Source organism: Mesorhizobium sp. YL-MeA3-2017 (assembly GCF_030814575.1).
In the GTDB taxonomy this organism is placed as follows: Bacteria; Pseudomonadota; Alphaproteobacteria; order Rhizobiales; family Rhizobiaceae; genus Mesorhizobium; species Mesorhizobium terrae.
This window is the reverse complement of sequence record NZ_JAUSVH010000001.1, coordinates 169516-191971: the sequence shown is the minus strand read 5'-3', so window position 1 is coordinate 191971 and position 22456 is coordinate 169516. Positions and strand designations below refer to the sequence as shown.

The following is a 22456-nucleotide window of genomic DNA, read 5'->3' as shown; positions in this document are numbered from 1 at the left end:
GCAGGAAGAACATGGCTGACAATTACGACGTCATCATCATCGGTTCCGGTCCGGGTGGCTATATCGCGGCCATCCGCTCGGCGCAGCTCGGCTTCAAGACGGCGATCGTCGAGCGCGAGCATCTGGCCGGTATCTGCTCCAACTGGGGCTGTATCCCGACCAAGGCGCTGTTGCGTTCGGCCGAAATCCTCCACTACGCCGAACATGCCAAGAATTACGGCCTTAAGCTCGAAGGCACGATCACGCCGGACATCAAGGGTATCGTGGACCGTTCGCGCGGCATCGCCCAGCGCATGAACAATGGCGTCGGTTTCCTGATGAAGAAGAACAAGGTCGACGTGATCTGGGGTGAAGCCAAGATCACCAAGCCGGGCGAGATCGTCGTTGGCAAGACCTCGAAGAAGCCGATGGAGCCGATGGGGCCGATTCCGAAGGGCACCAAGGGCGAGGGCACTTATACGGCCACGCACATTGTGATCGCCACGGGTGCGCGGCCGCGCGCGCTGCCGGGCATCGAGCCGGACGGCAAGCTGATCTGGACCTATTTCGAGGCGATGGTGCCGCCGCAGATGCCGAAATCGCTGCTGGTGATGGGCTCCGGCGCCATCGGCATCGAATTCGCCTCCTTCTACCGCACCATGGGTGTCGATGTGACCGTGGTCGAGATCATGCCGCAGATCATGCCGGTCGAAGACGCCGAGATTTCCACCTGGGCTAAAAAGCAGCTCGAGAAGCAGGGCATGAAGATCCTGCTTGAGACCAAAGTCACCAAGGTTGAGAAGGGCGCTAATTCCGTCACTGCAACAGTCGAGGGCAAGGACGGCAAGACACAGACGATTACCGCCGACCGCATGATTTCGGCTGTCGGCGTCCAGTGCAACACCGAGAATCTCGGGCTGGAGACGGTGGGCGTGAAGATCGATCGTGGCGCCATCGTCATCGACGAATTCTGCCGCACCAATGTTCCAGGTATTTATGCGATCGGCGATGTCGCCGGGCCGCCCATGCTGGCACACAAGGCCGAGCACGAGGCCGTTATCTGCATGGAAAAGATCGCGGGCCTTCATGTCCACCCGATGGACAAGCTGAAAATCCCCGGTTGCACCTATTGCAGCCCGCAGGTCGCGTCCGTCGGCCTCACCGAGGCCAAGGCCAAGGAGCAGGGCAAGGATATCCGCGTCGGCCGCTTCCAGTTCGTGGCCAACGGCAAGGCGGTTGCGCTCGGCGAAGACCAGGGCCTGGTCAAGACGATCTTCGACAAGAAGACCGGGCAGTTGCTCGGTGCCCATATGGTGGGAGCCGAAGTGACCGAACTCATCCAGGGTTTCGTGGTCGCCATGAACCTGGAAACCACCGAGGAAGAGCTGATGCACACCATCTTCCCTCACCCGACCCTGTCGGAGACGATGAAGGAAAGCGTGCTCGATGCCTATGGACGGGTTCTGAACGCGTGAAAAAGCGCTCATCCGCGCTTCTGACCGTGGAACCGGAACGCTGCGGGAAACGTTGGCTTATGCGAATTTGTTCGCCAAGCAGCAAGGAGGGTGCAGATGAGCGTCAATGGCGTTGGCTGGATTGCGGCCATCATCATCGGAGGTCTGGCGGGGTGGCTGGCCGAGATGGTGATGAAGAGCAACACCGGCATTTTCATGAATATCGTTCTGGGCATTGTCGGCGCGGTCGTGCTGAATGCCATCCTACAAGCGCTGAATCTCGGCGTGTTCGGTGTCGGCTGGGTTGCCTATCTGATCACCGGCTTCATCGGCGCCTGTCTGCTGATCTGGGCCGGCCGCCTCGTGCGGCGCTGAACGCCCACACGATCCGCCATGCAAAAAAGGCCGTCGCGGCATGCACAGCGTCGGCCTTTTTCTTTGCCGCGAAAAGTCTTAGATGAAGCGCACAGCGCTTGCCGCAGGAAACAGGTTTCAGATGGTCACCGTTCTCGATCTCGTCGCCAACAAACCACGTCCCCGTCATCCTGAGAAGGCGCATCGGCCGGACCAGGAGGTGCTGCGCAAGCCGGACTGGATCCGCGTCAAGGCGCCGGTTTCCAAGGGCTATGCCGAGACGCGCGAGATCGTGAAGTCGCACAAGCTGGTGACCGTGTGCGAGGAGGCCGGCTGCCCCAATATCGGCGAATGCTGGGAAAAGAAGCACGCCACATTCATGATCATGGGCGAGATCTGCACGCGGGCATGCGCCTTCTGCAATGTCGCCACCGGCATTCCGACCGCGCTCGACGCAGACGAGCCGAACCGCGTGGCTCAGGCCGTCAAGACGATGGGCCTGACCCATGTTGTCATTACATCGGTCGACCGCGACGATCTGGCCGACGGCGGCGCCCAGCATTTTGCCGAGGTCATCCAGGCCATTCGCGCCGCAGCACCGACCACGACCATCGAAATTCTGACCCCGGATTTCCTGCGCAAGGAAGGCGCACTGGAGATCGTCGTGGCGGCCAGACCCGACGTCTTCAACCACAATCTGGAGACAGTGCCGTCCAACTATCTGACGGTGCGCCCCGGTGCGCGCTATTTTCACTCGATCCGGCTTCTGCAGCGCGTGAAGGAGCTTGATCCGTCAATCTTCACCAAGTCCGGCATCATGGTCGGGCTCGGCGAGGAGCGTAACGAAGTACTGCAATTGATGGATGACCTGCGCTCGGCCGACGTCGACTTCATGACCATCGGCCAATATTTGCAACCGTCGAAGAAGCACCATCCGGTGAAGAGCTTCGTCACGCCGGAAGAATTCCAGTCCTATGCCATCGTCGGCAAGAGCAAGGGCTTTCTTCTCATGGCTTCGAGCCCGCTGACGCGTTCCTCGCACCACGCTGGCGAGGATTTCGCCCGCCTGCGCGCGGCACGCGAGGAGCAGCTCAAGAAATCCGCTCAATAAGCCGGTTTCATGCCGAAATTCGAGGCGACGCGGCGTGTATCGCACAGTCCGGACCAGATGTTCGCGCTGGTCGCTGACGTTGAGCAGTATCCGCAATTCCTGCCGCTGTGCGAGGCGCTTTCGGTTCGCTCGCGACGCGAGCGTGACGGGCGTACCGTTCTGATCGCCGATATGAGCATCGGCTACAAGGCCATTCGCGAGACGTTTACCACCCAGGTGTTGCTCAAGCCGGACGAGCACATCATCGATGTGAAATACATCGACGGCCCGTTCAAATATCTGAGCAACATTTGGGGCTTCGAGCCGGCCAGCGACGGTTGTTTCGTCCGATTCTTCATCGACTACGAGTTCAAGAGCCGCATTTTGGGCGTGATGATGGGCACGATGTTCGACCGTGCCTTCCGCATGTTTTCCGAGGCGTTCGAGAAGCGCGCCGATGTAATTTACGGACGAAATCCTCCCGCCTGAAAAGCTGAAGCCCCTCGGCGATCCCTACAGGAGACCACCCTTGGTCAAGATAGCCGGTCTTGCCGTTGCCGTCGCTTTGCTTGCCGTCTCGCTGCCGGCTCGAGCCGAGAAGCCCCGCAATTTCATCTATACGAGTGCAGGCGATCTCGATGAGGCGATGAATGTAATTAGTCGGCAAGATATAGAAGGGGCGCAAATCGTCTACAATTGGCGGGCGTTGGAGCCGGAGAAGGACAAGTATGATTTCTCCGCGATCGAAAAGGACCTTGCCGCTCTCGATGGTCTGAAAAAGAAGCTTTTCATCCAGATCCAGGACCGTTTTTTCGAACCAGATGCGAAATACGTCCCCGGCTATCTGATGAGCGATCCGGCGTATGGTGGCGGTTTGTCTCCGCAATTCGACAATCCGGGCGAAAACAAGCCAATTGGATCCGGCTGGGTGGCGCAACAGTGGAACCCCGCCGTTCGCCAACGGTATCAGGCATTGCTCGCGGCTCTTGCAGCGCGCTTCGACGGTCGGGTTTTCGGCGTGAACCTGCCGGAAACCGCTATCGACCTCGACGAAAAAGCGCCGCCCAAAGGCTTCAGTTGCGACAATTACTTTGCCGGCGAATTAGAAAACCTGTCTTTTGCGCGAAAAGCGTTCACCAAGTCGCATGTGGTGCAATATGTGAATTTCTGGCCATGCGAATGGGACAATGATCACAATTACATGGGGCGTATGTTTGAATTCGCCAGCGCCAATGGCGTCGGGCTCGGCGGTCCCGACATCGTCCCAGGCCGCAAGGCGCAGATGAAGAACTCCTATCCGTTCTTCAACAAATACAAGGGGAAACTGTCGCTTGTCGCCATGGCGGTGCAGGAACCGACTTTAACCTACAAAAACCCGAAAACCCACAAGCCGTTCAGCAAGGGCGAGTTCGCGCGCTTTGCAGAAGATTATCTTGGCGCCGACATCATCTTCTGGAGTACCGCCACGCCTTGGCTGAAGACGAAGTAGGCTTCAGACAGCGAGCGCCTTCAATCCCATCTCAAGAGCGTGCCTGACGGTCTCGCGGCGGATGAAGTCGCGGCCGCGATTGTCGAAGATGCGCTGTTCGGCGACTGCGGGGCGGCCAGACAGCGCCATCCCGAACCAGACTAGTCCAACCGGCTTTTCCAGCGAACCGCCGTCCGGCCCGGCAATACCGGTGACGGCAAGGGTGATGCCGGCCCGCGATCGGGCGAGCGCACCGGCGGCCATTTCCCGCGCGGTTTCGGCCGAAACGGCGCCAAAGGCCCGCAATGTTGCCGGCTCGACGCCCAACATGTCCATCTTGGCCTCGTTCGAGTAGGTGACGAAACCGCGATCGACCACCGTGGAAGAGCCGGCAATATCGGTCAGATGCGCAACGATCATGCCGCCGGTGCAGCTTTCGGCCGTTGCCGCCATGATCCCGCGCGCCGCGCAGGTTTTCAGGAAACGATCGGCGAGTTCGGTGAGGTCGTTCATTCCGGTACTTCTCCGGGATAGACGACACTTGCCGTGGCGATTGCCGCTATGCCTTCCTGTCGCCCGACAAAACCAAGTTTCTCATTGGTTGTCGCCTTGATCGAGACGCGTTCGGGCGAGATGCCAAGCATATTGGACAAAGCCGCCGTCATCGCCTCGCGATGTGGGCCGACGCGGGGCGCCTCGCAGATCAGCGTGATATCGGCATTGGCGATGCGGCCGCCATGTGTGCGTACCAGCCTGGCGGCGTGCTCTACGAACAGGCGCGAGGCGGCACCCTTCCACTGGGGGTCGGAAGGCGGGAAATGCGTGCCGATATCGCCGGCACCGCAGGTGGCGAGCAGCGCGTCGGTCAAGGCATGCAGGCCGACATCGGCATCGGAATGGCCAGACAGCTTGCGATCATGCGGGATGGCGACGCCACAGAGCATGACATGATCTCCCGGCTCGAAGGCGTGGACATCGTAGCCGTTGCCGGTGCGGATGTCGGGAAAGTTCGACCGTTCGCCGTGAATCCTCTGATCCGCCATCGCGATATCCCGTGCCCAGGTGAGTTTGACGTTGTCCGGCGAGCCGGCGACGATCTTGACCGGGATGCGCGCCCATTCGGCTATCGCTGCATCGTCGGTGAAATCACTGCGGCCGGCCTGATGTGCTCTTTCATGCGCTTCGAGGATCGGCCGGAAAGGAAATCCCTGCGGCGTCTGCGCGGCATGGAGGCCAGCGCGCGGCACCGTCTCGCCGATGGTGCCGTCGCGGCCCTCGCGTTTCAGCGTATCGGCCACGGGCAAGGCCGGCAGCGCGCCCTGGTTGGCGCCGATGACGTCAATCACCCTGTCGATCAGGTCCGCATCGCAGAACGGTCGCACCGCGTCGTGGATGAGAACCCTGTCTGGCGCCTGCGCTGCCAGTTCCAAAAGACCGAGACGTACTGAATCCTGTCTTGTCGGACCGCCGGTGACGATTGCGACCCGTTCGAGGTTGTCGCCTATCGCCTTGCGCAGCAACTCCTGGTCGTCGCCATGAATCACGACCACCACCTGGCCGACTTGCGGATGCGCAAGAAAGGTCTCCAGCGTATGGGCAAGGATGGCGCGGCCGCCGATGCGGCGGTACTGCTTGGGCCCCTCGGCCTGCCCGGCGCGTTCGCCGCGGCCTGCCGCCACGATGACGGCGGCAACACGGCGATCTGTGGCGACAGCCTTGATTGCGCTCGGTTCCTTCATGCGCAGACGCTTAGTCGTGGGCGGCGCGGAAGGCCAGCATTTTCCCAAATAAGCCGCAATGCATGTTCATTCTGCATTGCACAATCATTCCGATCTGGCTAGGGAATAGGCAACACTAGATATTGCTTGGTTTTTGTGCATGACCAATCCTGAGAAACTCGCCTTGCCGCTCGATGTGGGTGGGGTGGAGTTGCGCAATCGCATCTTCCTGGCGCCCATGTCCGGCATCACCGACGAGCCGTTCCGCAAACGCGCTTATGCGCATGGGGCCGGCCTTGTGGTTTCGGAGATGGTTGCCAGTGGCGAACTGGCGCGGGGCAGGGCCGGATTCGACCTGCGCATTCGCCATTCCGGCCTGCCTGTACACATGGTGCAACTCGCCGGACGCGAGGCGGCTCACATGGCTGAGGCCGCACGGATCGCTGCCGGCGAAGGCGCCGACATCATCGACATCAATATGGGCTGTCCGGCGAAGAAGGTGACCGGCGGCTATGCCGGCTCGGCGCTGATGCGCGATCTCGATCACGCATTGACCTTGATTGAAGCCGTCATCGGCGCGGTCGAGGTGCCGGTGACCGTCAAGATGCGGCTCGGCTGGGACGAAGACGCGCTGAACGCGCCGATGCTGGCACGGCGCGCCGAACAGGCCGGCGTCAGGATGGTGACGGTGCACGGCCGCACACGCTGCCAGTTCTACCAGGGCAAAGCAGATTGGCGCGCGATCGCCCGCGTGAAAGATGCCGTATCGATCCCCGTCGTCGCCAATGGCGATGTTGCCTCACCAGCCGATGCGGCAGTGATCCTCGACCAGTCGGGCGCCGATGCGGTCATGGTCGGTCGCGCTCATTATGGCGCGCCGTGGACGGCCGGCGCACTCGCCGCTGTCGCAAGTGGTGGCGAATCCGTGAGCTTGCCGGGGAGTGCCGCGGAACTTGGCGAATATGTCGTCGCGCACTACGAGGATATGCTGGCGCATTATGGCATCGAAAGCGGATTGAGGCAGGCCCGGAAACATCTCGGCTGGTATCTTGATCGACACGCCGCTGCGTCTGCTGCCGACCTGCGCAAGGATATCCTCACCAGCTTCGAACCCGAGCGCGTCATCGCCTTGTTGCGTGAGGCGTTTGCGCGCGACAGCGAAGTCGAAGCGATCAGGAGCGCGGCATGACCGTTGCGATGGCTCCAGTCGCGGACATGGCCGATGCCGCGCAGATCCTGCTCAACACCATCCGCCGTCCGGTGATCATGGTGGGGCCGGAAGGCCATATCACCTATGCCAACGCCGATGCCGAGGACTTCTTCCGCTCCAGTGCGACCATGCTGGCGCGCAATACGCTGGCCAAATTGATTCCCTTCGGCAGCCCGCTACTAACCCTGGTCGACCAGGTTCGAGAACGGCATGCGCCGGTCAACGAATACCGAGTGGATGTGTCTTCGCCGCGCCTCGGCATCGAGAAGATCGTCGACCTTTACGCGGCGCCGGTGCCGGAATTCCCGGATTCCGTCGTCGTGATGTTCCAGGAACGCTCGATGGCCGACAAGATCGATCGGCAGATGACGCATCGCGGGGCTGCCCGTTCGGTTACCGGCCTTGCCGCCATGCTGGCGCACGAGATCAAGAACCCGTTGTCCGGCATCCGCGGCGCTGCCCAATTGCTTGAACTTTCCGCCTCCGACGAGGATCGGGCGTTGACCCGGCTGATCACCGACGAAACCGATCGTATCGTGTCGCTGGTCGACCGCATGGAGGTGTTTTCGGACGAGCGGCCGATCGACCGTTATCCCGTCAACATCCATGTCGTGCTCGATCATGTGAAGGCGATCGCCCGGAACGGTTTTGCCAACCGGATCAAGATCATGGAAGACTATGATCCATCGCTTCCTTCGGTCTACGGCAATCGTGATCAGCTCATCCAGGTGTTCCTGAACCTGGTCAAGAACGCGGCCGAAGCGGTCGGTTCCGACCCGCTCGGCGAGATCACGCTGACGACGGCGTTCCGCCCCGGCATTCGCATGTCGGTGCCAGGTACGCAGGATCGCGTGTCGCTGCCGCTGGAATTCTGCGTGCACGACAACGGTTCCGGCGTCTCGGAAGACATCCTGCCGATCCTGTTCGACCCGTTCATCACCACAAAACCGAATGGTTCGGGGCTCGGTCTGGCGCTGGTTGCCAAGATCGTCGGCGAGCACGGCGGCATCATCGAATGCGATTCGACGCCGCGCGGCACCACGTTTCGCGTGCTGTTGCCAGTCTGGAAAGACCCGGCGCCGGAAATGCATGACGACGAAGGAGATCACCGCATATGACCGCTCGCGGCACCATTCTTGTCGCCGACGACGATGCGGCGATCCGCACCGTGCTCAACCAGGCGCTGTCGCGCGCCGGCCATGAAGTGCGGGTTACGTCCAATGCCTCGACCTTGTGGCGCTGGGTGGCTGCGGGCGAGGGCGACATCGTCGTCACCGACGTGGTCATGCCCGATGAGAATGCCTTCGACATGCTGCCACGCATCAAGAAGGCGCGGCCAGAACTGCCGGTTATCGTCATGAGCGCGCAGAACACTTTCATGACCGCTATCCGTGCTTCCGAGACAGGCGCCTACGAATACCTGCCGAAGCCGTTCGACCTGACCGAGCTGCTTAACATCGTGGGCCGGGCGCTCGCCGAACCGCGCCGTCCGAAGGCTGATATTCGACCGGAGGAGCAACCCGAGACCATGCCGCTGGTTGGTCGTTCGGCCGCCATGCAAGACATCTACCGCATGCTGGCGCGCATGATGCAGACGGACCTTACGGTGATGATCAGCGGCGAATCGGGCACCGGCAAGGAGTTGGTCGCGCGTGCGCTACACGAATATGGGCGTCGCAGAGGCGGGCCGTTTGTTGCCATCAACATGGCGGCGATCCCGCGCGACCTGATTGAATCCGAATTGTTCGGTCACGAGAAGGGCGCCTTTACCGGAGCGCAGAACCGCTCCACCGGCCGCTTCGAACAGGCTGAGGGCGGCACGCTGTTCCTGGACGAGATCGGCGACATGCCGATGGAGGCACAGACCAGGCTGCTGCGTGTTTTGCAGCAGGGCGAATACACGACCGTTGGCGGACGCACGCCGATCAAGACGGACGTGCGCATCGTTGCTGCCACCAACAAGGATTTGCGCACGCTGATCAATCAAGGCCTGTTCCGCGAGGATTTGTTCTATCGCCTCAATGTCGTGCCGTTGCGGCTTCCCGGCCTGCGCGAACGCGCCGAGGACATTCCGGACCTGGTACGGCATTTCTTCAAGCTTGGCGCCAAGGAAGGCTTGCAGACCAAGCGCATCGTGCCCGCCGGCATCGAGCTGATGAAGCGTTATCCTTGGCCGGGCAATGTACGCGAGTTGGAAAACCTGGTGCGCCGGTTGGCAGCACTTTATCCGCAGGATGAGATTTCCGCCGAAATCATCGAAGCCGAGCTCAAGACGGCGGAAGCGCCAGTTGTGCCCAGCGCCAACGCGCTGATCCCCGACGACCTGTCGATCAGCCAGGCGGTGGAGCACTATCTGCAGCGCTATTTCGCCTCTTTCGGCGATGAATTGCCGCCGCCTGGCCTCTACCAGCGCATCCTCGAAGAAATGGAGCACCCGTTGGTCTTGGCCGCGATGACAGCGACGCGCGGCAACCAGATCCGTGCCGCCGACCTGCTCGGCCTCAATCGCAACACGTTGCGCAAGAAGATCCGGGACCTCGGCGTCAACGTTTATCGCGGATCGCGACCGAACTGATCGCGGCGAAATCCCGCCGTCGCGAGCTTCGCGACGACGCAAACAAATTTCGGTTGATGAGGTGCCGAAAGATTTTTGTGATCGGGCGTCTTGTTGCATATTCGCCACAATGCGTTGCATAGATGCGACGCAATCATGACAGCAAGCGGCGAAATGGCTGAGCAGGCCATCACATTGAGCGGATCATTGTTTCGACGAACCGGGGTGCAGGAAGCCAGGCGGCTGATGGCGCTGCCTGGCATCGTTGCGATCCTCGGCGCGCTGCTAATGGCCGGCATTTCCTTTGCGATTCTGGTCGGGGCAACGCCGATCGTGCCCGATAGAACGACGACGCTCTGGCTGATCGGCCTCAACGCGCTGTTCATCCTTTTCCTCGCCGCACTGATCGCCCGCGAGGCGCGGCGAATCATCATGGCGCGCCGCACCGGCAAGGCTGCATCGCGGCTGCATGTGCGTATTGTGGCGATGTTCGGGCTGGTGGCAGCGGTGCCGGCGATCCTGGTCGCCATCATCGCCTCGATCACGCTCAACATCGGTCTTGATCGCTGGTTCGAAATCCGCACCAAGACGATCATCAATTCATCGCTGTCGATCGCGGACGCCTATGTGCAGGAGAACGCCCGCAACCTGCAGGGCACGACGCTGTCCATGGCCTATGATCTCGACAGCTCGCGGACGCTTTACGGGCTCGACCGCACCGGCTTCATCGACCTGATGAATAAGGAGGCTGTCGGGCGCGGCCTTGCCCATGCAGCGCTGGTCAATGCCGATGGCGGTTTCGTGCTCAGCGCCAAGACCAGTGCCGACTTCCCGATGCCGGAGCCGCCGAACGGTGCGGTCAAGGAAGCCCAGAATGGCACGCCGCTGCTGATCGAGCCACGCACGCGCAACATCATGGGCGCGATCATCAAGCTGAAGGAGATCGAGGGGCTCTATCTCTACACGATCCGTGTCGTCGATCCGGAAGTGATCAAGGCGCGTGAGATCGTCAGGGCCAATACGAGTGAATATAGTGGCCTTGAGGGCAATCGATCCTTCTCGCAGGTGGCATTCGCACTGCCTTACCTGTCCTTGACACTGATCGTCATCCTGTCGGCGATCTGGACGGGCATCGCGGTGGCCGACCGTCTGGTGCGGCCGATCCGCCAACTGATCGGCGCCGCCGACGAGGTGGCGACCGGCAATCTCGACGTTTCGGTGCCGGTGCGTCAGTCCGACGGCGACGTTGCCTCGCTGGGCGAGACGTTCAACAACATGCTGTTCGAGCTGAAATCGCAGCGCAACGAAATCCTGACGGCCAAGGACCTCGCCGACGAGCGCCTCAGGTTCTCGGAGGCAGTGCTTGCCGGCGTGACATCGGGCGTCATCGGCGTCGATCCGTTCGGCACCATCACCATCGTCAACAAGTCGGCCGAGGCAATGCTGGCCATGTCGTCGGATGCGGCGCTGGGACAGAACTTGTCCGCAGCCTTGCCGCATGTCGGTCGGGTGCTCGAAATCGGTCGCAAGTCCGGCAAGCCGGTCTATCGTGAGCAAGTCACCTTCTTCCGTGCCGGCGCCGAGCGCACTTTCAACGTCCAGGTCACCATCGAGGAAGACCAGGATCAGGACTACGAGAGCGACAAGTCCTACGTCGTGACCGTGGACGACATCACCGATCTTGTCACCGCGCAGCGCACCTCCGCCTGGGCTGACGTCGCGCGGCGCATCGCTCACGAGATCAAGAACCCGCTGACCCCGATCCAGCTCTCGGCCGAGCGCATTCGCCGCCGCTATGGCAAGGTCATCACCGAAGACCGCGAGGTCTTCGACCAGTGCACGGACACCATCATCAGGCAGGTCGAGGATATTGGCCGCATGGTCGATGAGTTCTCAGCCTTCGCGCGCATGCCGAAGCCCGAGATGAAGGCGATCGACCTGCGCGAGCCGTTGCGCGAGGCGTCCTTCCTGGTGGAGGTCAGTCGCTCGGACATCGCTTTCGAGCGCGATTTCGGCGACCGCCCGCTCAAGGGTACCTTCGACAACCGCCTGCTGTCGCAGGCATTCGGCAATGTGATCAAGAATGCCGCCGAAGCCATGGAAGGTATGCAGTTCGCTCCCGGTGGAAGCGGCGTGATCCGTATCCAGGCAACACCCAAGGACGGTTCGATCCGGGTGGACGTGATCGACAATGGCAAAGGCCTGCCGCGCGAGAATCGCCAGCGTCTGCTGGAGCCCTATATGACGACACGCGAGAAAGGCACCGGCCTTGGCCTCGCGATTGTCAAAAAGATCGTGGAAGACCATGGCGGCCGGCTGGAACTGCACGATGCGCCGGCCGACTTCCACGGCGGGCGAGGGGCGATGATCAGCATCATCCTGCCTTCGAGCGGCGCCGCATCAGGTGGCCGCGGCATGGCGGAAAACGAACGAGAAACTGAGAAGGTCGGTAATGGCGTCTGATATTCTTGTCGTCGACGACGAAGAAGACATCCGCGAACTGGTTGCCGGTATCCTGAGTGACGAGGGGCATGAAACGCGCACGGCCCACGATGCCGACAGCGCCTTGGCGGCGATCGCGGATCGCGCGCCGCGCTTGATCTTCCTCGACATCTGGCTGCAGGGTTCGCGTCTCGACGGTCTGGCGCTGCTGGACGAGATCAAGACGCTGCATCCCAACCTGCCGGTGGTGATGATTTCCGGCCACGGCAACATCGAGACCGCCGTCTCGGCCATCCGGCGCGGTGCTTATGATTTCATCGAGAAACCGTTCAAGGCCGACCGGTTGATCCTCGTCGCCGAGCGCGCGCTGGAAACCTCCAAGCTCAAACGCGAGGTCTCGGATCTCAAGCAACGCAGCGGCGAGACGTTTGACCTGATTGGTATGTCGTCAGCGATGAGCCAGTTGCGCCAGACAATCGAGCGCGTGGCGCCGACCAACAGCCGCATCATGATCATCGGCCCCTCCGGTTCCGGCAAGGAATTGGCGGCCCGCGCGATCCATGCGCTGTCGGCCCGCAAAAGCGGACCGTTCGTGACGTTGAGCGCCGCCAACATCACGCCAGAGCGCATGGAGATCGAGCTATTCGGCACCGAATCGAACGGCACCGAGCGCAAGGTCGGTGCGCTGGAGGAGGCACATCGCGGCATTCTCTACATCGATGAAGTGGCCGACATGCCGCGCGAGACCCAGAACAAGATCCTGCGCGTTCTGGTCGAGCAACAGTTCGAGCGTGTGGGTGGCACCAAGCGCGTGAAGGTGGATGTCCGTATCATTTCCTCGACGGCACAGAACCTCGAGGCGATGATCGCCGAGGGTCGTTTCCGCGAAGACCTCTACCACCGTCTGGCCGTCGTGCCGGTCTCGGTGCCCGGGCTTGCCGAGCGGCGCGAGGACATTCCCTATCTGGTCGACACTTTCGTCAAGCAGATCGCCAGGCAAGCGGGTATCAAGCCGCGCCGCATCGGCGACGATGCCTTGGCTGTGCTGCAGGCCCATAACTGGCCGGGCAATGTGCGCCAGCTGCGCAACAACATTGAACGGCTGATGATTTTGGCACGTGGCGACGATGTCGAGGTGCCGATCACCGCGGAACTGTTGCCGTCGGAAATCGGCGACGTGATGCCGCGTACGCCCAACCAGTCGGACCAGCACATCATGGCGCTGCCGTTGCGCGAGGCGCGCGAGCAATTCGAGAAGGACTATCTGATCGCCCAGATCAACCGCTTCGGCGGTAACATCTCCAAGACCGCCGAATTCATCGGCATGGAGCGCTCCGCTCTGCACCGCAAGCTGAAGTCGCTGGGTGTCTGATTATCCGCCGGCCGCTGCCACGGCCGGCTGGACCATGCCATTGTTCGATACGCGACCACCGGAATCGCGTAAGAAAGCCTAATATTTCAGAGGGTTCGCCATGCCGCGCATTGCCTATGTCAACGGACGCTATGTCGCGCACCGTGACGCCGCCGTGCATATTGAGGATCGCGGTTATCAGTTCGCAGACGGCGTCTACGAGGTGTGCGAGGTCGCGCGCGGCTTCATCGTCGACATGACCCGTCATCTTGAGCGCCTCGACAGGTCGTTGCGGGAACTGGCCATGGCATGGCCGGTCGACCGCAAGGCGCTGGCGATTATCGTTCGCGAAGTGGTACGCCGCAATCGCGTGGTCAACGGGCTGGTTTATCTGCAGGTGACGCGCGGCGTCGCTCCGCGCGATCACGTCTTCCCCTCGCCGGATACACCGTCCTCGCTGGTGGTGACGGCGAAGCGGGTCGATCCCGCCGCATCCGCCAGGAAGGCCGAGTCCGGCGTGAAGGTGATCACGGTTCCGGAGAACCGCTGGGAGCGCGTCGACATCAAGACCATTGGGCTGCTGCCCAACGTCCTGGCCAAGCAGAAAGCCAAGGAGGCCGGCGCGCAGGAGGCCTGGTTTGTCGATCCCGATGGTACCGTCAAGGAAGGCGGCTCGACCAACGCATGGATCGTGACCCGGGACGGCGCGCTGGTAACGCGGCCGGCCGACACGGGAATCCTGCGCGGCATCACCCGCACGACGATCTTCGACGTCGCAGCCAAGCTTGGCCTGCGAATCGAGGAACGGGCGTTCACGGTCGATGAGGCGAAAACGGCGCGCGAAGCCTTTGTCAGTTCGGCAACCCTGATCGCCATGCCGGTTGTAGCCATCGACGGTCAGGCCGTTGCCAACGGCCACCCTGGATCGGTAACACTTTCGTTGAGACAAGCGTTTTTTGACGTTGCGGAAAAAAGTCCGGCCTGATAACCGGCACAACAGGAATGGACATCAATATATCTCGTTCTACTTGTCGTTGTTGACGACAAGCATGTCTGCAAGCTTGACATACGCCGAGTATTTTGGCGCATTGGCATGCATACCGAAGGGGATCGGCGAAAGATAAGAACAATGGCAGAGCGTTCGCAAAATCTTCAGGACCTATTCCTGAACTCGGTGCGCAAGAGCAAGAACCCACTGACGATCTTCCTCATCAACGGAGTGAAGTTGACCGGGGTCGTGACCTCGTTCGACAATTTCTGCGTATTGCTGCGGCGTGACGGGCATTCCCAGCTCGTTTACAAACATGCCATTTCCACGATCATGCCGAGCCAACCGGTTCAGATGTTCGATGGTGAGGAAAGCCAAGGCGGCTAATTGACCAAGCAAGGTGACGCGGGCCGCAAAGGCCGCGGACAATCAACAGACGTTAAGGGCGAGGGCGGCGACAAAGCCACCCGCGCCCTCGTCATTGTGCCCGTGCTGCCGAATCATCCCAGGCAGGAGGACGACAGCGGCCGGGTGCGACTGGCACGGTCGCCCGAGGCGCGGCTCGATGAAGCCGTCGGCCTGACCCGCGCCATCGATCTCGATCCAGTCCAGACTTCAATCACCATTGTCGCGGAACCGCGACCGGCGACCCTGCTCGGCTCGGGCAAGGTTTCTGAACTGGCAGAGGCGGTCAAGGACAAGCACGCGGAACTGGCCATCATCGACCATCCGCTCACTCCGGTGCAGCAGCGCAATCTGGAGAAGGAATTGAACGTCAAGGTGTTGGACCGCACCGGTCTCATCCTTGAGATTTTCGGCGAGCGCGCCCGCACCAAGGAAGGCACGCTGCAGGTCGAACTCGCACATCTCAACTACCAGAAGGGCCGGCTGGTGCGCAGCTGGACCCACCTTGAGCGCCAGCGTGGCGGCGCCGGTTTTCTGGGCGGCCCGGGCGAAACGCAGATCGAGGCCGACCGCCGTGCCCTGCAAGAGAAGATCATCCGGCTGAAGCGTGAATTGGAGACGGTGCGGCGCACGCGCGATCTGCATCGGGCCAAACGCAAGAAGGTGCCTTTTCCCGTGGTTGCCATCGTCGGCTACACCAATGCCGGCAAGTCGACCCTGTTCAACCTGTTGACGGGGGCGGGGGTGTTGGCAGAGGACATGTTGTTCGCGACGCTCGATCCCACGCTGCGCCGTGTACGGCTGCCGCATGGCACACCGGTAATTCTGTCTGACACGGTCGGCTTCATCTCCGATCTGCCGACACATCTGGTGGCGGCCTTCCGAGCGACGTTGGAAGAGGTGGTGGAGGCCGATCTTGTAATTCACTTGCGCGATATTTCGGACCCGGACACTGCCGCGCAGGCCGAGGATGTGGAACGCATCCTGGCCGATCTTGGTGTGGATGCCGCCAACACCGACCGTGTCGTCGAGGTCTGGAACAAGATCGACCTGCTAGACGAAGGCAATCGCGACCGCCTGCTGGCGGAGAGCGCCGACGGCAGGCGTCCGCCGGTTGCCATTTCCGCGGTGACGGGCGAAGGCATCGATGCACTTAAGTCGCTGATCGAGACCCGCGTGTCGGGTGAATTGCAGCGGGTCGAAGTCACCTTGCAGCCGGCACAGCTTGGGCTGGTCGACTGGCTCTATCGCAACGGCGACGTTGTTGCGCGCACCGACAACGAGGACGGCAGCGTTTTACTTTCGCTGATGGCGACGGAAAGCGCGCGGGAAGAGATCGAAGGTCGCCTGCATCGCCGGATCCAAGGCTAGCTTGCGCTCGCTATAGCCATTTCGCCAGGATTAGTCGTCGTTTAGGGCTCGCTCTTGGCTTTCTGCCAGAGCGCTTCCATTTCATCCAATGTCGCCTGCTCCAGGCTGCCGCCTGACTGGTCCAGCGTCCGTTCCACATAGTGAAAGCGTTTGCGGAATTTATCGTTGGTGCCGGCGAGCGCGGCCTCCGAATCGACCTTGAGATGACGGCCGAGATTGACGACGGCGAACAGCATGTCGCCGAATTCGTCCTTGATCGAGGCGGTGTCGCCCTTGGCAAGTGCTTCGCGCAGTTCGGCGACCTCTTCCTCGATCTTGTCGAGGATCGGAGCGGCCTCGCTCCAATCGAAACCGACACGGGCCGCTTTCTCCTGCAGCTTCAACGCCCGGGTGAGAGCGGGCAGGGCGACCGGCACGGAATCCAGGAACCCGTTGCCATGATCCTCGGGGTCCTGCCCGCGCTCCAGTCGGGCGGCGCGACGCTCCGCCTTCTCCTCGGCCTTGATCTTTTCCCACATGCCCTTGGCCATGCCGGCATCGCGCGCCTCTTGGTCGCCGAAGACGTGCGGGTGGCGGCGGATCATCTTCCTGGTGATGGCTTCGACCACATCGCCGAAAGCAAATTCACCTTCTTCGTCAGCCATTTGCGCGTGATAGACAACCTGAAGCAGGAGGTCGCCGAGTTCCTCGCGCAGGTTGTCCATGTCGTCGCGGGCGATGGCATCCGCCACCTCGTAGGCTTCCTCGATCGTGTAAGGCGCGATGGTAGAAAAGGTCTGCTCGACATCCCACGGGCAGCCGGTGACCGGCGCGCGCAGCGCCGCCATGATTTCGATGAGGCGGGAGATGTCCTTGGAGGGCTTCATGGCCGGATGCTAGCCCGCGCTCGGCAAAACGGCCAATGCCGGTATGTGGCATTGGCCGTTTGTCCACAGTCTGGCTGACTGTCGCGGCAGCCTAGTCGAGCACTGAAACGATCGCCTTGGCGAGCTTGTCCAGCCCATCCTCAGGTAGACCCGCTACGTTGATGCGGCTGTCACCAACCATATAGACGCCGTGTTCGGCCCGGAGCCGCTCAACCTGGTCTTCGCGCAGGCCGAGGCGCGAGAACATGCCGCGATGCTCGGCGATGAAGTCGAAGCGATCGGAATTGGACTGGCGGCGCAACGCCTCGGCGAAGGCGACGCGCAGTCGCAGCATGCGCTGGCGCATTTCCTCAAGCTCGGCTTCCCAATCGGCTCGCAGGTCCTTGTCTTCGAGGACGATACGGACCGCCGCCGCACCGTGATCCGGCGGCATGGAATAGAGCGTGCGGGCTGCGGCCAGCATGTGGCCTTGGGCCATGTCAGCTTCCGGGCCAGTCCTGCCCATGATCATCGCCGCGCCAACGCGGTCGCGATAGACGGCAAAGTTCTTGGAACAGCTGGCCGCGACCAGCATTTCCGGCACCTTGCCCGCGACGATGCGCAGACCGGCTGCATCGGCCTCAAGGCCTTCGCCAAACCCCTGGTAAGCGATGTCGACGAAAGGCAGCAGGCCGCGCGCTACCAGCAGGTCCGCCACTTCGGCCCATTGAGCCGCTGTCAGATTGGCGCCGGTCGGGTTGTGGCAGCACCCGTGCAAAAGCACGGCATCGCCGCTCTTGGCTTCCTTCAACGCCGCCAGCATGGCGTCGAAGCGCACGGTGCCGCTTTCCGCATCGAAATAGGGGTATTCCCGGACAGTCAGGCCGGCGCCGCGCATCATGGGGATGTGGTTCGGCCAGGTCGGGTTGGAAATCCACACCACGGCATCCGGCCTGGTGCGCTTGAGAAGCTCGGCCGCCAGGCGCAGCGCACCGGAGCCGCCCGGCGCTTGCGCGGAGCGAATGCGTGTGACGTCGGCGCTCTTACCGAATACGAGATCCGCCATTGCGGCGTTGAAAGCAAGGTCGCCGGCCAGACCGAGATAGGTCTTGGTGTCCTGCGTCTCCAGCAGGCGCTTTTCAGCCGCGCGTACGGCGCGCATCACCACGGTCTTGCCCGCGCGGTCCTTGTAGACGCCGACGCCGAGATCGACTTTGTCGGTGCGCGGGTCCGCGCGATAAAGGCCGATCAGGGCCAGGATCTTGTCTGTCGGCGCGGGCTGCAAGTCTTCGAACATCGGAGCGGGTTCCATCGTATAGCGCCGCCGGGCGGGCGCGGCGCTGTGATACGAAAAATGCCCGGGTATCGCCAGAGTTTTTGCATTGGCCGCCAAAGCGAACGGCCAGAAAGGACGATGCGGATATTGGAGCGCGCCTAACCGCGCCGCATGGCAATTTCGCGGAACAAAGTTCGAAGCCGTCGAGGCATCTGAGAAAGCCATGCTATCGCTTCGTCAAAAATAGCAATCGACAAAATCTACTGAGTTTATAGACTAAAGGAAATGGAGGACGCTGTGGCGCATTTCCAAATCCAGACCGCCGGTCGCAAGACCCGCAAGAATAGCAGCCCAGCAGCGCCGGCTCTTGCAGGTGCGTTCGCGCCTTATGCGGTGTTCGCCATATCCTTCCTCTTTGCCGGCGCCTTTGTCCTCGGCCTCGTGCACTGAGGCTCTCGCCAGGCAGCCTGCAAGCGTCTGGCGTTTTGTAGGAGTTGAATCACCCGCCTGTCAGCCACAACAAGGGAGAAGTTGTGATGAGCGTCGTGTTCACTTTCGTGCCCCCCAATAACACTGAACCACTGTCCAACACCGGCGATGCTCGCGTCCGGAGCGGCGATGTAGCGCCGGCGCTCGCCTGGAATGCGGGCTTCCGGTCCTGGCAACTCGAAGAACGGGGCGCGCCACTCGCAGAGCTCGATGAGGCCGTTGCGGCTCGCTTCAAATCGCTGCAACTCGTCGTCACGCATGGGGCCGGAGAACTGGATCCTGTGACGGCCGCGCGTCGCGTGGTTGCCTTGCAAGCACTGAGCGACGGCCGCATCTCGTTGCGCGTACCTGCTCGAGGCTTCGCAGACACTGAGTGGCAACCCAGCCACATCGCATTCTGGCGGCGTACGGACGAGTATCTGATGCTGTTGAAGCGGCTGTGGGCGAATGAAAGGCCGATCGACCATGAGGGGCCGTTCTACAGCGTTGCCGGCGGCTTCGTGCCGCGCAAGCAGCCTCCGAGCGTCCATGTGCCGATCCGCATGAGTGGGCTTTCCGGAACAGCGCTGAACGTTGCCGGCAAGCATGCCGACGTCTTTGAACTGACAGCCGGTTCTCCGGACGAGGCGCGGCTATTGGCAGGCCGGGTCCGCGCGGCGGCGGCAAGGCACGGTCGGCAAGGCAAGGTTCGCTTCGCATTGCCTGTTCATTGGGTTGCAGACGATGCACACGCCAATGCCGGTTTCGCAGACCTGCCTCGGTTGCCGGCGCAGGCAGCACTTTCGCTGCTTGGCTTCATCGATGCGGGCGTATCCGAGTTCATGGTTGCGGGCATCGAGACCACGGCCGATCTCGATGCGTTCGGCCATGTCGCGTCCTTCGTGCGGAACTCGCTGGCACGGCGGGACGCAGCTTGGGCCGCAAGCTCAGCCGTCGCGGCCGGCCGTTTCGATCTGGTTCAAAGATACGGCTTCTGACGCTTCGGGCAACAGATGGAGGGGCGCGGTCTATACGGATCGCGCCGCTTCCGTTTCTGCAATCAGCGAAAGCCCGGCGCGCTTTGCTGCGTCAATCTTCCCGCCAGCCTTGCCGTCTGGTTGCGGATATCGGGGACGGCGTCGATCTCGAAGAATGTGCCGCGCGTCAGCGGGCCGACAGCGAACAGCCGGTCGGAAACCGAGCCGCTTGCGTCGATCACCGCACAGTCCGGCGTGACGTCGAGACCGAGGCGCAACGGGTCAGGGCGTGCCAGGCCGCGATCAGTCAGCGAGCGGATGACGGCAATCGAACCGGTCGACACGTCCTTCACGATGCCGGTGCAGTCATAGACACGACCGACATGCAGTGTTTCCGTTTCGCGCGAGCGGCGCGGCAAGAGCCGCACCTTGCGTCCATGATCACCGTCCGGCTGCGTATCGAGGACGCGCGCTGCAAGGAGCCTTAACCGGCCGGAACGCACAGCTTCGCTCACCTTCGCATGGATCTGCGGCGCCATGCGGTGGCGGTGGATATCCCACCAGGCCTTGGTGTGTTCGAGAAAGCGGCGTTTGGCGGTAGCAGGCCAATTCTGCCAGATGCGCTGGTTGAACGGCCTCAGCCCATCGACGACGTCGCGCCAGTTGCCGCCGGCTTTTTCGGTCTCGCGCACCAGTTTGTGGAACCAGTCCACGAAATAGGAGAGCTCAGTACCAAGTGGGATGTCGGCGCTGTCGAGCTTGATCGGGTTGCCCTTCTGGTGCGGCCAGGGCAGCAGCCCGCGTCGCGATACGGCAACGACTTCGCCCTTGTGTCCACGATGCTGGAGCGTGAGCCACGCGTCGGCCATGCTGAGGCCGGTTCCGAGCACAAGCACCCGGGCGTCAGGGTCCAGTGGCGTATCTTCGGCCGAGCCGACACGGAGCGCGAAATTCTGGTCCGTGGCCGGCGCCTCGTCGTGACCGGTGGCGAGCACGACGACATGACCGACCAGGCTGGTGCCGTCGGCCAGCCGTGCCTCGACGCCGCCCTGCGTGGTGGCGACACCGATGCATTCCTGCTTCACCAGCCGCAGGCGGCCGGTAGCGCTTTCGCGTTCGACGCAAGTGGCCAGAACATGCTCGAGATAACGCCCATAGATGCCGCGTGGCGTGTAGACCGGCCCGGCATTGGCCGCGACGAGCCGGTTTTCCACGAGCCAGCGCCAGTAGTGGCCAGGATCATCGGGAAACGCGCTCATATTGGTGGCGGCGACGTTCAGGAGATGGTCGGGCAAGATGGTGGAATAGGCCATGCCCTTGCCGAAACTGTCGCGACGCTCGACCAGCGTGACACGCAAACCCGGATCGGTCGAACGCAACAGATGTGCTGTGAGAATGACGCCACTGGCGCCACCGCCAATGATGATGACGGAATTGCGCGAACGCTCGATCATCGTCGCTCCTCCCTTAAGTCCATAAGGATAGTGAACTTAAGGACGAATGCGCGAAATGGAATGCTGAAATTCTGACATTGCGTAACAATCGAATGCGCATTCGGAACGGCACGATGGAATGGTGTTGCTCGGTATGGCCGGTTGGCGGATGTCCATTCGTGTCCTTTCGCGGGGCCGGTCTGCGTTGGACGGATTCCGTTCCCGGCAGGTCTCGCAAAATATACCGATGGCGCCTATGTCCGCTTCACTCGATGATTGTGGGAGGTTCGTTTGGTGGGACGGTTTGCAGGGAAGCTGGTCGTTATCACCGGTGCGGGAAGGGGGCTGGGTGCGGCTCTTGCCATATCGCTGGCGGAACTCGAAGCCCGTCTCGTTTTGTGCGGTCGCAACGAACAAGCGCTGGCCGATATCGCGTCGATCATCGTGGAACGCACTGGAAATGCACCAACCTGTATTGCCGTCGACCTGGCTGATGTAGGCAGTGTGACTGAGGCAAGCCGGGCGATTTTAGCTTCCAACCCGACAGTCGACGTTCTGGTCAACAATGGCGCGATGTGGCTGGAGGGGCGGAAAGAGCCCTATACGGCCGATGAAGTCGCAGGCGTGGTCAACGCCGCGATTACCGGCACGTTCCTGTTCACGCAGGCGCTTCTGCCCGGGCTGGAGCGTTCGGAAAGCCCCGACATCGTTACGATCGGGTCGATCAGCGGCCTACTCAACGCGTCGTTGCATACGGTCTCGGTGCCATTCTATGCCGCCAAGCATGGCCAGTCAGCGATTGCCGAAGGATTGAAGCAGATGCTGGTCGGCTCGCCAGTTCGCTCGATCACGATCCATCCGCCCTATCTGGACGATATTTTGCCAACCGATCCCGAATGGGAGGAGGTGGCGCATCGCGCCAAAGGCGGGCGCGGCACCAACCGCGATGTCGTCGAGGCTGTGATCTTCGCGCTGACGCGCCCGCGGCATGTCACCTTGTCGATGGTGTTGGACACGGACAATGGTGGCCAATATGCCGCGCCGTGACGGCGACAAGGTTGGTGCCTTGCCGC

The 22456-nt window shown here is 61.8% G+C and carries 22 protein-coding genes; 16 read left to right on the top strand and 6 right to left on the bottom strand.

From position 1 onward, the window contains the following. Nucleotides 1–11: 11 nt before the first annotated feature. The 5 genes from lpdA (at nucleotide 12) to QFZ88_RS00760 (ending at nucleotide 4366) form a co-directional block, all read left to right on the top strand. Nucleotides 12–1454, top strand: a complete 1443-nt coding sequence (gene lpdA / locus QFZ88_RS00780; protein WP_024924058.1) for a dihydrolipoyl dehydrogenase — start codon at nucleotides 12–14, stop codon at nucleotides 1452–1454. Between the two features lie 96 nt (nucleotides 1455–1550). Then, nucleotides 1551–1808 carry a GlsB/YeaQ/YmgE family stress response membrane protein gene (locus QFZ88_RS00775; RefSeq protein ID WP_024924057.1) on the top strand — a complete coding sequence of 86 codons (258 nt, stop codon included), beginning with the start codon at nucleotides 1551–1553 and terminating at the stop codon, nucleotides 1806–1808. Nucleotides 1809–1890: 82 nt separating this feature from the next. Next, nucleotides 1891–2898 (top strand): lipoyl synthase, encoded by a 1008-nt coding sequence (lipA, locus tag QFZ88_RS00770; RefSeq protein ID WP_081766868.1) that lies wholly within the window; start codon nucleotides 1891–1893, stop codon nucleotides 2896–2898. Nucleotides 2899–2907: 9 nt separating this feature from the next. Then, nucleotides 2908–3366 carry a type II toxin-antitoxin system RatA family toxin gene (locus QFZ88_RS00765; RefSeq protein WP_024924055.1) on the top strand — a complete coding sequence of 153 codons (459 nt, stop codon included), beginning with the start codon at nucleotides 2908–2910 and terminating at the stop codon, nucleotides 3364–3366. A gap of 40 nt (nucleotides 3367–3406) precedes the next feature. Then, on the top strand, nucleotides 3407–4366 hold the full coding sequence (locus QFZ88_RS00760; RefSeq protein WP_024924054.1) for a hypothetical protein: 960 nt from the start codon (nucleotides 3407–3409) through the stop codon (nucleotides 4364–4366). Nucleotides 4367–4369: 3 nt separating this feature from the next. On the opposite strand, the gene QFZ88_RS00755 is transcribed toward QFZ88_RS00760, so the two are convergent. Together QFZ88_RS00755 and QFZ88_RS00750 are read right to left on the bottom strand one after the other, a co-directional pair. Further along, complete coding sequence (locus tag QFZ88_RS00755) at nucleotides 4370–4858, bottom strand: CinA family protein (protein WP_024924053.1); 489 nt, start codon at nucleotides 4856–4858, stop codon at nucleotides 4370–4372. Further along, the gene (locus tag QFZ88_RS00750; protein WP_024924052.1) at nucleotides 4855–6084 is read right to left on the bottom strand and encodes a bifunctional 2-C-methyl-D-erythritol 4-phosphate cytidylyltransferase/2-C-methyl-D-erythritol 2,4-cyclodiphosphate synthase; all 1230 of its coding nucleotides are present in this window, start codon (nucleotides 6082–6084) and stop codon (nucleotides 4855–4857) included. The genes QFZ88_RS00755 and QFZ88_RS00750 overlap by 4 nt, the downstream gene beginning before the upstream one ends. Nucleotides 6085–6223: 139 nt before the next feature. Here QFZ88_RS00750 and dusB point away from each other — a divergent pair, with 139 nt between their 5' ends. From dusB to ntrC, 3 genes are read left to right on the top strand one after another with little or no spacing between them, the layout of a single operon-like run. After that, entirely contained in the window at nucleotides 6224–7252 is a 1029-nt protein-coding gene (gene dusB, locus QFZ88_RS00745) for a tRNA dihydrouridine synthase DusB (RefSeq protein ID WP_024924051.1), read from the top strand. Continuing rightward, a complete protein-coding gene (locus QFZ88_RS00740) occupies nucleotides 7249–8391 on the top strand; it encodes a two-component system sensor histidine kinase NtrB (RefSeq protein WP_024924050.1) in 1143 nt (380 codons plus the stop codon). The genes dusB and QFZ88_RS00740 overlap by 4 nt, the downstream gene beginning before the upstream one ends. Further along, complete coding sequence (ntrC, locus tag QFZ88_RS00735; RefSeq protein ID WP_024924049.1) at nucleotides 8388–9848, top strand: nitrogen regulation protein NR(I); 1461 nt, start codon at nucleotides 8388–8390, stop codon at nucleotides 9846–9848. The genes QFZ88_RS00740 and ntrC overlap by 4 nt, the downstream gene beginning before the upstream one ends. Here ntrC and QFZ88_RS00730 read toward each other — a convergent pair. After that, nucleotides 9824–10090, bottom strand: coding sequence for a hypothetical protein (locus tag QFZ88_RS00730; protein WP_162531501.1), 267 nt, complete (start codon nucleotides 10088–10090; stop codon nucleotides 9824–9826). The genes ntrC and QFZ88_RS00730 overlap by 25 nt on opposite strands. On the opposite strand from QFZ88_RS00730, the gene QFZ88_RS00725 reads away from it, so the two are divergent. The 5 genes from QFZ88_RS00725 (at nucleotide 10002) to hflX (ending at nucleotide 16384) form a co-directional block, all read left to right on the top strand. Beyond that, a complete protein-coding gene (locus tag QFZ88_RS00725) occupies nucleotides 10002–12290 on the top strand; it encodes a sensor histidine kinase NtrY-like (RefSeq protein ID WP_024924048.1) in 2289 nt (762 codons plus the stop codon). The genes QFZ88_RS00730 and QFZ88_RS00725 overlap by 89 nt on opposite strands. Beyond that, nucleotides 12280–13641, top strand: coding sequence for a sigma-54-dependent transcriptional regulator (locus QFZ88_RS00720; RefSeq protein WP_024924047.1), 1362 nt, complete (start codon nucleotides 12280–12282; stop codon nucleotides 13639–13641). Before QFZ88_RS00725 ends, QFZ88_RS00720 begins: the two co-directional genes overlap by 11 nt. A 100-nt stretch (nucleotides 13642–13741) precedes the next feature. Beyond that, on the top strand, nucleotides 13742–14605 hold the full coding sequence (locus tag QFZ88_RS00715; RefSeq protein ID WP_024924046.1) for a D-amino-acid transaminase: 864 nt from the start codon (nucleotides 13742–13744) through the stop codon (nucleotides 14603–14605). A 144-nt stretch (nucleotides 14606–14749) separates the two neighbouring features. Next, nucleotides 14750–14995, top strand: coding sequence for an RNA chaperone Hfq (hfq, locus tag QFZ88_RS00710; protein WP_018428055.1), 246 nt, complete (start codon nucleotides 14750–14752; stop codon nucleotides 14993–14995). Then, nucleotides 14996–16384, top strand: coding sequence for a GTPase HflX (hflX, locus tag QFZ88_RS00705; protein ID WP_024924045.1), 1389 nt, complete (start codon nucleotides 14996–14998; stop codon nucleotides 16382–16384). A gap of 41 nt (nucleotides 16385–16425) precedes the next feature. Here the strand turns inward: hflX and mazG are convergent, their stop codons facing one another. Then, complete coding sequence (mazG, locus tag QFZ88_RS00700; RefSeq protein ID WP_024924044.1) at nucleotides 16426–17250, bottom strand: nucleoside triphosphate pyrophosphohydrolase; 825 nt, start codon at nucleotides 17248–17250, stop codon at nucleotides 16426–16428. A gap of 91 nt (nucleotides 17251–17341) precedes the next feature. Beyond that, nucleotides 17342–18526, bottom strand: a complete 1185-nt coding sequence (locus QFZ88_RS00695; protein WP_024924043.1) for an aromatic amino acid transaminase — start codon at nucleotides 18524–18526, stop codon at nucleotides 17342–17344. A 276-nt stretch (nucleotides 18527–18802) separates the two neighbouring features. On the opposite strand from QFZ88_RS00695, the gene QFZ88_RS00690 reads away from it, so the two are divergent. Continuing rightward, on the top strand, nucleotides 18803–18955 hold the full coding sequence (locus QFZ88_RS00690; RefSeq protein ID WP_161773096.1) for a hypothetical protein: 153 nt from the start codon (nucleotides 18803–18805) through the stop codon (nucleotides 18953–18955). An 86-nt stretch (nucleotides 18956–19041) separates the two neighbouring features. Next, the gene (locus tag QFZ88_RS00685; RefSeq protein WP_024924042.1) at nucleotides 19042–19971 is read left to right on the top strand and encodes an LLM class flavin-dependent oxidoreductase; all 930 of its coding nucleotides are present in this window, start codon (nucleotides 19042–19044) and stop codon (nucleotides 19969–19971) included. A gap of 62 nt (nucleotides 19972–20033) precedes the next feature. On the opposite strand, the gene QFZ88_RS00680 is transcribed toward QFZ88_RS00685, so the two are convergent. Then, nucleotides 20034–21404 (bottom strand): FAD/NAD(P)-binding protein, encoded by a 1371-nt coding sequence (locus QFZ88_RS00680; RefSeq protein WP_024924041.1) that lies wholly within the window; start codon nucleotides 21402–21404, stop codon nucleotides 20034–20036. Nucleotides 21405–21677: 273 nt separating this feature from the next. Here QFZ88_RS00680 and QFZ88_RS00675 point away from each other — a divergent pair, with 273 nt between their 5' ends. After that, a complete protein-coding gene (locus QFZ88_RS00675) occupies nucleotides 21678–22430 on the top strand; it encodes an SDR family oxidoreductase (RefSeq protein WP_024924040.1) in 753 nt (250 codons plus the stop codon). Nucleotides 22431–22456 lie beyond the last annotated feature (26 nt).